This is a genomic window from Marilutibacter maris, assembly GCF_006546735.2.
Taxonomy (GTDB): domain Bacteria; phylum Pseudomonadota; class Gammaproteobacteria; order Xanthomonadales; family Xanthomonadaceae; genus Marilutibacter; species Marilutibacter maris.
In genome coordinates this window covers 1-9,001 of the sequence record NZ_VICD02000012.1, presented here as the reverse complement: position 1 = coordinate 9,001, position 9,001 = coordinate 1, and the positions used below count along the sequence as shown (strand labels likewise).

The 9,001-nt window shown below is 68.8% G+C and carries 8 protein-coding genes; 4 read left to right on the top strand and 4 right to left on the bottom strand.

Annotated elements, in window-relative coordinates:
* Nucleotides 1-111: 111 nt before the first annotated feature.
* Nucleotides 112-342 carry a hypothetical protein gene (locus tag FKV24_RS01520; protein WP_141480947.1) on the bottom strand — a complete coding sequence of 77 codons (231 nt, stop codon included), beginning with the start codon at nucleotides 340-342 and terminating at the stop codon, nucleotides 112-114.
* Nucleotides 343-496: 154 nt separating this feature from the next.
* Between FKV24_RS01520 and FKV24_RS01515 the strand changes: the two genes are divergently transcribed.
* Nucleotides 497-1,555, top strand: coding sequence for a LysR family transcriptional regulator (locus FKV24_RS01515; protein WP_111267861.1), 1,059 nt, complete (start codon nucleotides 497-499; stop codon nucleotides 1,553-1,555).
* A gap of 105 nt (nucleotides 1,556-1,660) precedes the next feature.
* On the opposite strand, the gene yidC is transcribed toward FKV24_RS01515, so the two are convergent.
* From yidC to rpmH, 3 genes are all read right to left on the bottom strand, one after another.
* Nucleotides 1,661-3,343: a membrane protein insertase YidC gene (yidC, locus tag FKV24_RS01510; protein WP_111267862.1), complete on the bottom strand. Its 1,683-nt coding sequence runs from the start codon at nucleotides 3,341-3,343 to the stop codon at nucleotides 1,661-1,663.
* A gap of 165 nt (nucleotides 3,344-3,508) precedes the next feature.
* Nucleotides 3,509-3,976, bottom strand: coding sequence for a ribonuclease P protein component (rnpA, locus tag FKV24_RS01505; RefSeq protein ID WP_141480946.1), 468 nt, complete (start codon nucleotides 3,974-3,976; stop codon nucleotides 3,509-3,511).
* Between the two features lie 70 nt (nucleotides 3,977-4,046).
* Nucleotides 4,047-4,187: a 50S ribosomal protein L34 gene (rpmH, locus tag FKV24_RS01500; RefSeq protein WP_111267864.1), complete on the bottom strand. Its 141-nt coding sequence runs from the start codon at nucleotides 4,185-4,187 to the stop codon at nucleotides 4,047-4,049.
* 406 nt (nucleotides 4,188-4,593) lie between these two features.
* Between rpmH and dnaA the strand changes: the two genes are divergently transcribed.
* The 3 genes from dnaA to recF all read left to right on the top strand — a co-directional run bounded on the left by dnaA (nucleotide 4,594) and on the right by recF (nucleotide 8,913).
* Nucleotides 4,594-5,925, top strand: a complete 1,332-nt coding sequence (gene dnaA / locus FKV24_RS01495) for a chromosomal replication initiator protein DnaA (RefSeq protein ID WP_111264902.1) — start codon at nucleotides 4,594-4,596, stop codon at nucleotides 5,923-5,925.
* A gap of 336 nt (nucleotides 5,926-6,261) precedes the next feature.
* Nucleotides 6,262-7,362: a DNA polymerase III subunit beta gene (gene dnaN / locus FKV24_RS01490; protein WP_111264903.1), complete on the top strand. Its 1,101-nt coding sequence runs from the start codon at nucleotides 6,262-6,264 to the stop codon at nucleotides 7,360-7,362.
* A 453-nt stretch (nucleotides 7,363-7,815) separates the two neighbouring features.
* A complete protein-coding gene (recF, locus tag FKV24_RS01485) occupies nucleotides 7,816-8,913 on the top strand; it encodes a DNA replication/repair protein RecF (RefSeq protein WP_141480945.1) in 1,098 nt (365 codons plus the stop codon).
* Nucleotides 8,914-9,001 lie beyond the last annotated feature (88 nt).

The following is a 9,001-nucleotide window of genomic DNA, read 5'->3' as shown; positions in this document are numbered from 1 at the left end:
CCGGGCGACCGCGGTCCAGCGCGGCGCGGACCACGCCGCGGCCGATGCCGCCGCTGGCGCCGAGCACGACCACCGGCAGCGACGAGGGCGGTGGCGGGAGCACCATCCCGTTCATGGGATTTTCACTCCCGCCAGTGGGATATTGTCCCGCTGGCGGGCCAAGTCGACCAGGGCCGCCAGGGCCGGCAGCAGCAGCAGCGCGATCGGCAGCAGCAGCACGAAGGCCAGCGTCCACAGCACCATCCAGGCCTCTCCGGGACCGTCCGACAGCCCTTCCCCAAGCACGATGAATGCCGGCCAGGCCAGGATGGACATGGCGATCAGCATCAGCGGCAGGAACACGCGGCGGAGGGTACGGGGGGCCAACATGGCGGCGGGGCTCGGAGGGAATGGTGGCCAGACTACGCCGATGACCGGCACTTGATTAGCCGGCAAATGAGGGAATAATTGTTCCGTAACCGGTCCAATCCCTCCCCTCTCCCCCTGGAACCCCCTCATGGCCCGCGACCTCAACGACACCCTGATCTTCGTCAAGGTGGTGGAAGCCGGCAGCTTCATCGCCGCCGCCCGCACCCTGCGCCTGCCCAAGACCACCGTCAGCCGCAAGGTGCAGGAGCTGGAAACCCGCCTCGGCGCGCAACTGCTGCACCGGACCACCCGCAAGCTCGGCCTGACCGAGGCCGGCAACGTCTACTTCGAGCACTGCCAGCGGATCGCCCGCGAGCTGGACGAGGCCGAGAGCGCGGTCGGCCAGCTGCAGGCCGGCCCGCGCGGCTGGCTGCGGGTGACCGTGCCCTACTCGATGGGCATCGACCGGATCGCGCCCTTGCTGGGCGAGTTCCACGCCCGCCATCCGGAAGTCCGGATCGAGATGCTGCTCAGCAACGACACCCTCGACCTGGTCGGCCGGGAGATCGATGTCGCCCTGCGCATCGGCACCCTGCCCGACTCCAACCTGGTCGCGCGCCGGCTGGCGGTGCTGCGCAGCCAGGTCTATGCCAGCCCGCACTACATCGAGCGTCACGGCGAACCGCTGCACCCCGGCGACCTGCAGCACCATCGCACCCTCGCCTTCCCGAAGTCGCGGCGCAGCGGCGGTCAGTACGCCTGGGCGCTGGACGACGGCAACGGGCTGCAGGACTTCACCGTCGATCCGATCATGGTCGCCAACGACCCGGCCGCGCTGCGCGGTGCGCTGTTGTGCGGCGAGGCAATGATGATGGCCGCCGACGTGATGGTCCGCACCCACGTCGAGCAGGGCTATCTCAAGCGCGTGCTGGCCGGCTGGACCGGTCCGGAATACGACTTCAACGCGGTGTTCCCGCGCGGTCACGTGCAGTCGCCGAAGGTGCGCGCCTTCGTCGATTTCCTGGTCGAGCGGGTCAATCTCGACGTCGACTACATGCAGCACATGTGTCCGGACATGCGCCGCAGCTGCCAGCTCGGCAAGGAGGCGCAGGCCGCGGCGGTCAAGGCCGAGCTGGCCAAGGTCACGGCGGGCAAGCCGACTGGCACCAGCGAAGACGAGGCCGAGGACGAGGCCACGACGGTCTGATCGCCCGATTCCCCGTCGCCGCCGCACGCGGCGGCCTTGCACAAAAGCGGACGGCGGACCCTCTCGGGTCCGCCGTCGCGTCATCCAGCGCCGGAAACGGCCGGGTCAGGGCTTGACCGGCGCCTCGGCGTACTTCTTGGTCATCCACCACTGCTGCAGCAGGCCCAGGGTGCCGTTGGTGACCCAGTACAGGACCAGGCCGGCCGGGAAGAAGGCGAACATCACGCCGAACACCAGCGGCATGAACTGCATCATCTTCTGCTGCATCGGGTCCATGCCGCTCATCGGGGTCAGCTTCTGGGTCGCCCACATCACCGCCATGTTGATCACCGGCAGGACGAAGAACGGATCGCGCGCGGTCAGGTCCTGGATCCACAGCATCCACGGCGCGTGGCGCAGCTCGACCGACTCCAGCAGCACCCAGTACAGCGCCAGGAACACCGGCATCTGCACCAGCATCGGCAGACAGCCGCCGACCGGGTTGATCTTCTCCTTCTTGTACAGCTCCATCATCGCCTGCTGGAACTTCTGGCGGTCGTCGCCGTAGCGCTCCTTCAGCGCGGCGATGCGCGGCTGGAACTTGCGCATCTTCGCCATCGACTTGTACTGCGCCTTCGACAGCGGGTACATGACCGCCTTGATGATCACCACCAGGCCGATGATCGACCAGCCCCAGTTGCCGAGCAGGTTGTGGATCTTCTCCAGCAGCCAGAACAGCGCATTGGCCAGGGCGGCGAAGACGTCGAAGCGGCTGTAGTCGACCGCGCGGTCCAGGCCCTTCACGTCCTGCGCCTTGATGCCCTCGACCAGCTTGGGGCCGACCCACAGGCGCGCGTCGGTGGCGGCGGTGCCGCCGGCGGCGACGTTGAAGGAGGGGCCGCGCGACTCGATGCCATAACGGCCGTTGCCCTGTTCGAGCACGAACAGCGAGGCCTGGTCCTGCTGCGGGATCCAGGCGGCGAAGAAGTGGTGCTGCAGCATCGCCACCCAGCCGCCGGTGACGGTGCGATTGAGCGGACCGTCGTCGACGAAGTCGTCGTACTTGCGACGGTTGTAGCCGTCGGCCTCGTCGTACCAGACCGCGCCCTGGAAGCTGTAGCTCTCCGCGCTCATCGGTCCGGTCTTGTGGACCACCGCCGGCACCCGGTCGAGCTCGCGGTAGATGTAGCCCTGCCACGGCTGGCTGCCGTTGTTGATCACCTCGTCGCGCACGCCGATCGCGTAGTCGCCGCGCTTGAACACATAGCTGCGGCGGATGGTCACGCCGTTGGCGCCGGTCCACAGATAGGGCACGACGACCTGGTCCTGGCCCTCGCCGAGGGTGAAGTCGCGGACCGCGCCCTCGAGCCGGAAGCCGCCGTCGTGACCGGGCGCGCCCTGGGCGCTGCTCCAGCCGCTGCGGGCGACGAAGTACTGGACCGGGTCCTGGGTGAACAGCCGCACCGGCGGGCTGTCGTCCTCGGCGGTCTGGCCGTAGCCGATCAGGTCGACCTGGCGCAGTTCGCCGCCGCTGAGCTGGATCCGGAACAGGTCGGTGGTGACGCTGACCGCCGGGTCGGTACCGGTCGCGCTGGCCGCCACGGCCGGGTTGGCCGGCGCCTGGCTGGTCGCGCTGGGAATTCCGTCGGCCGATGCCGGACCTGTGTTGCCGGGCACCGCCGGATCGGCGGCCGGCACCGCCGTCGCCGCCGCGGGTGTCGCGGGCGTCTGCTCCTTGTTCCACTCCATCCACAACAAGGTCGCCGTCATCAGCCAGGCGAGGATCAGGAAGACGCGGGTTTGGTTCATGCGATCGGACTCACAGGAAACTTGGCAATGGGAGACGGGCAACCGGAAGGCGGCGCTGGCAGCGGCCGCCGGCAATCGGGCCCGGCGATGGAGCGGGAAGCGTCATGCGGCCAACCCCACAGGTATTGGGTCCGGATCGGCGCAGGCAAGCTCACCCGGGCATGCTCACCGGCCAGGATGACCGGAAGTGCTGCCGGGAGGAGATGAGGGTGCTTCGCCGGACGGCTTGGCGCGCATTGTGCCGGCCGCCTGCGGGCGGGGCAACGCACCGGCGCGCTGCAGCAGCTGTTCGAAGGCCTGGCGCAGGGCCTCGGCGGGCAGGCGCGCGGCGCCAACGCGGGCGACCAGGACGTAGTCGCCGGCGGGCAGCCGTTCGCGGTGCGATCGGAAGGTTTCGCGCAACGCGCGCTTGATGCGGTTGCGTCCGACCGCACGCGGGTCGACCTTGCGCGAGACCGCCAGGCCCAGGCGCGGCTCGCCCGGATCGTCCGGCAGCGCCGGCCCGGCGGCATCGTCGAGGCGATAATGCAGGGCAAGCACGGGCAGCGCCACGCGCCGGCCGTGCTTGAAGGTGCGATCGAAGTCTTTACGCGCGCGAACCCGCGCGGTGCGCGGGAAGCGGTAGGACGTCATTGCAAGCCGCGGCGTACCGGACGGGCGCTGATCCGAGCAACGGATCCCGGCCCGGCAGCCACGTCCCGAATCAGGCGCAGAGGCGCTTGCGGCCCTTGGCGCGGCGGCGGGCGAGAATCTTGCGGCCGTCGGCGGTCGCCATGCGCGCACGGAAACCGTGGTCGCGCTTGCGCTTGAGGTTGCTGGGCTGGAAAGTGCGCTTGGTGGCCATGGGTCGGCTCTGTGAATGCGGGAAATAGAGAACCGCGAAGTCTAGCCGGGGTCCCGGGCCAGGTCAAGGTAAGGCCCGGACGCGCCACCCGGGCGCCGCCGCGTGGGCCGCGCCGAAACGACGCCGGTAGCGCCCGGCGCCGGCGCTCGCCACAGCTCCGCCGGACGCATCCGCCGGAAAGCACCCGCCTGGGAACACCCGCTCCGGAACCGGTTTGCGGCCATGCCTTCGCCACCGCGTCCGACGTCCCGCGCCCGTCGGCGATTGCCGTCCGGGACGCGCTTCCCGCGTCCGCCGGCCACCCGCCACGTGATAGTCTGGCCGACCCCCACCGCCCCGTGCGCGCGACGCCGCAGGCTTCGCGTGCCGGTGCTTTTCGCAACAACGGAACACACCCATCGACGCTATGGACGCCTGGCCCCGCTGCCTCGAACGCCTCGAAGCCGAACTCCCGGCCGAGGACGTCCACACCTGGCTCAAACCGCTGCAGGCCACCCGCCGCGACCAGGTGACCGTGCTGTACGCACCCAACGCCTTCGTCGTCGAGCAGGTACGCGAACGCTACCTCGCCCGCATCCGCGAACTGCTCGGCCATTTCGCCGGCAGTCCCGAGGTCAGCCTGGAGGTCGGCTCGCTGCCGCGCGCGCCGGCTCCGGCCCCGGAAACGCGGGTGATCACGACCGTGGCCCCGACCTCGCCTCCGGCGGCGCCGTTCAACGGCCACCTCGACAGTCACTACACCTTCGACAACTTCGTCGAGGGCCGCAGCAACCAGCTCGGCCGCGCCGCCGCCTGGCAGGCCGCGCTCAAGCCCGGCGACCGCGCCCACAATCCGCTGTTGCTGTACGGCGGCACCGGCCTGGGCAAGACCCACCTGATGTTCGCCGCCGGCAACGCGATGCGCGCCAACAACCCCGGCACCCGGGTGATGTACCTGCGCAGCGAGCAGTTCTTCAGCGCGATGATGAAGTCGCTGCAGGACAAGACCATGGACGCGTTCAAGCGCCAGTTCCAGCAGGTCGACGCCTTGCTGATCGACGACATCCAGTTCTTCGCCGGCAAGGACCGCACCCAGGAAGAGTTCTTCCACACCTTCAATGCGCTGTTCGACGGCAAGCAGCAGATCATCCTGACCTGCGACCGCTACCCGCGCGAGGTCGACGGCCTGGAGCCGCGTCTGAAGTCGCGCCTGGCCTGGGGCCTGAGCGTGGCGATCGAGCCGCCGGACTTCGAGACCCGCGCCCAGATCGTGCTCAGCAAGGCGCGTGAGCGCGGCGCGCAGATCCCCGAGGACGTCGCCTTCCTGCTGGCCAAGAAGATGCGCAGCAACGTGCGCGACCTGGAGGGCGCGCTCAACACGCTGACCGCGCGCGCCAACTTCACCGGCCGGGCGATCACCGTGGAGTTCGCCCAGGAGACCCTGCGCGACCTGCTGCGGGCGCAGCAGCAGGCCATCGGCATCCCCAACATCCAGAAGACCGTGGCAGACTACTACGGCCTGCAAATCAAGGATTTGTTGTCGAAACGGCGGACCCGCTCGCTGGCCCGTCCGCGCCAGATGGCGATGGCGTTGACCAAGGAGCTGACCGAGCACAGCCTGCCGGAGATCGGCGACGCCTTCGCCGGCCGCGACCACACCACGGTGCTGCATGCCTGCCGGCAGATCCGCACCCTGATGGAGACGGACGGCAAGATGCGCGAGGACTGGGACAAGCTGATCCGCAAGTTGAGCGAATGATCGACGCGCCATCGCGCCTGCCGGCGTCTCCGGGCAGGCTGACAACGGTGGCGGAATCGCTCGAAAGACGTGAAATCCGGTGGATGTGAACAGGAAAGGGAATATTCTGGACGGCATGCGTACAAGCTGTGGACAACTGCACCGCCGCCGCAAGGCTCGAAACTTGTCCACAGCTTGTACCCGCTTGTCAGATCGGTTTCACAAAGGTTCATCCGAAGAAATTTTCGTTTCAAAACAAACGGTTGTGGCAGTTTTCCCGCGTTTTCGGCGACACCACCACCACCACGTTTTTGATTTATCCAATCTTTTGTCTTGGGCATAGGGGAGCGGTTGAGCATGCGTTTCAGCCTGCAACGTGAAGTGTTTCTCAAGCCGTTGGCGCAAGTCGTCAACGTGGTCGAACGGCGCCAGACCCTGCCGGTGCTGGCCAACCTGCTCGTACAGGTCAAGGACGGGCAGCTGTCGCTGACCGGTACCGATCTGGAAGTCGAGATGGTGTCCAGGATCGCGGTCGACGATGCCGCCGATGGCGAAACCACGATTCCGGCACGCAAGCTGTTCGACATCGTGCGCGCCCTGCCCGATGGCAGCAGCGTCACCGTCAGTCAGAGCGCCGAGAAGATCACCGTGCAGGCCGGGCGTTCGCGCTTCACCCTGGCCAGCCTGCCGGCGAACGACTTCCCGGCGATCGACGAGGTCGAAGCCACCGAGCGGGTTCGGGTGCCGGAAGCGTCCCTGAAGGAGCTGATCGAGCGCACCGCCTTCGCGATGGCCCAGCAGGACGTGCGTTACTACCTCAACGGCCTGCTGTTCGACCTGCGCGAAGGCAGCCTGCGCTGCGTCGCCACCGACGGCCACCGCCTGGCCCTGTGCGAAGCCGAGCTGGACGGCGGCAACGGCACCAAGCGCCAGATCATCGTGCCGCGCAAGGGCGTGACCGAGCTGCAGCGCCTGCTCGAGGGCGGCGACCGCGAAGTCGAGATCGAGATGGGCCGCGGCCACATCCGGATCAAGCGCGACGATGTCACCTTCACCAGCAAGCTGATCGACGGCCGCTTCCCCGACTACGAGGCGGTGATTCCGATCGGCGCCGACCGCGAAGTGCTGATCGATCGCGAGGTGCTGCGTGCCTCGCTGCAGCGTGCGGCGATCCTGTCGAACGAGAAGTACCGCGGTGTCCGCATCGAGGTCTCGCCGGGCCAGCTGAAGATCAGCGCGCACAACCCGGAGCAGGAAGAGGCGCAGGAAGAGGTCGAGGCCGACACCAAGGTCGACGACCTGGCAGTGGGCTTCAACGTCAACTACCTGCTGGACGCGCTGACCGCACTGCGCGACGAACAGGTGATCCTGGCCCTGCGCGATGCCAACTCCTCGGCGCTGGTGCGCGAGGCCGGCAACGAGCGCAGCCGCCACGTGGTGATGCCGCTGCGGCTGTAGTCGCGGCCGACGGAGCCTTCTGGTTCCACGTGGAACATCGACGCCCGGCCCCGTGCCGGGCGTTTCTGTTGCAGGGTGTCGTGGGTGGCAAGGGTAGGGTGCCGATGCGGGCTCGATCCCGGTTCACGCCACTCCTACAGGGAGCAACGGTTGCCAGCCAGCCGTGGGTGCCGGGTCTTCGTAGGAGCGGCGTAAGCCGCGATTCCCGGACTGCGCCCGGAAACCCCCAAAGTTTGCTGCGCAAACCTTGGGCCCCGCCGTTGCGCTGCCACACCCCCATTCATGCCTGCGGCACGAATCGTCCCCTGACTCAGGGGGCTGGTCACCCGCCGTCTTTCTCCTATGGGCTATGGGGAGCGGCGCCGTCGCGCCTGCGCACCCAGGCACGCACCCGCCCTCGCCCTACCCGATCCAGCTCTCCCCAGCCGTGCCCGGCCCCTTTAAGCTTTGCCGATGCAGATCACCCGCCTTGACCTCCGCCGCTTTCGCCGTTTCGACGAGGTCAGCCTGGCGCCCGCCCCCGGCATCAACCTGATCACCGGCGACAACGGCGCCGGCAAGACCTCGCTGCTGGAGGCCATGCACCTGATGGCCTACGGCCGCAGCTTCCGCGGCCGGGTTCGCGATGGACTGCTGCAGGCGGGCGCCGAGGCGCTGGAGGTCTTCGTCGAGTGGCGCGAGCATGGCGGCGACGCCGCCGGCAACCGGGTCCGCAAGGCCGGCCTGCGCCATAGCGGTCAGGACTGGACCGGGCGCCTCGACGGCGCCAATGTCGCCCAGCTCGGCGACCTGTGCGCGGCGCTGGCGGTGGTGAGCTTCGAGCCCGGCAGCCATGCCCTGGTCACCGGCAGCGCCGAGACCCGCCGTCGCTACCTCGATTGGGGGTTGTTCCACGTGGAACATGAGTTCCTGCCGCTGTGGCGACGCTACGCGCGGGCACTGAAGCAACGCAACGCCCTGCTCAAGAGTCGGCGGCTCGGCGACGGGCTGGATGCCTGGGAGCGCGAGCTGGCCGAGGCCGGCGAGCCGATCAGCCGCCGGCGCCAGCTGTACCTGGAGGACCTGCAGGCACGGCTGGCGCCCTTGCTGGCCGGGTTGGCCCCGGCGCTGGGGTCGGTCGAACTGGAATACCTGCCGGGTTGGCGCCGCGAGGCGGTGTCGCTGGAGGACGCCCTGCTGCTGGCCCGCGATCGCGATGTCCAGAGCGGGCACACCTCGGTTGGTCCGCATCGCGCCGACTGGCGCATCCATTTCCCGGGGCTGCCCGGACGCGAAGCGCTTTCGCGCGGCCAGGCCAAGCTGACCGCGCTGTCGGCGGTGCTGGCCCAGGCCTCGCACCATGCGGCGATCCGCGGCGGCTGGCCGGTGATCGCGCTGGACGACCTCGGTTCCGAACTCGATCGCGTCCACCAGGGCCGGGTGCTGGAACACCTGGTCGCCAGCGATGCCCAGGTCTTCATCACCGGTACCGAGCCGCCCCCGGGGCTGGCCACGGTGGCGGTCGAGGTCGCGAGGTTCCACGTGGAACATGGCGCGTTGGCGCGTCAGTAACGCCATTCCGCGGTTCCGGTCGCGGTTGCGGCAGGTCCGCGTCCGCAGCCGCGCGTGGGGGCGTCGAGCGCGGCCGCCGGGCCCCGGG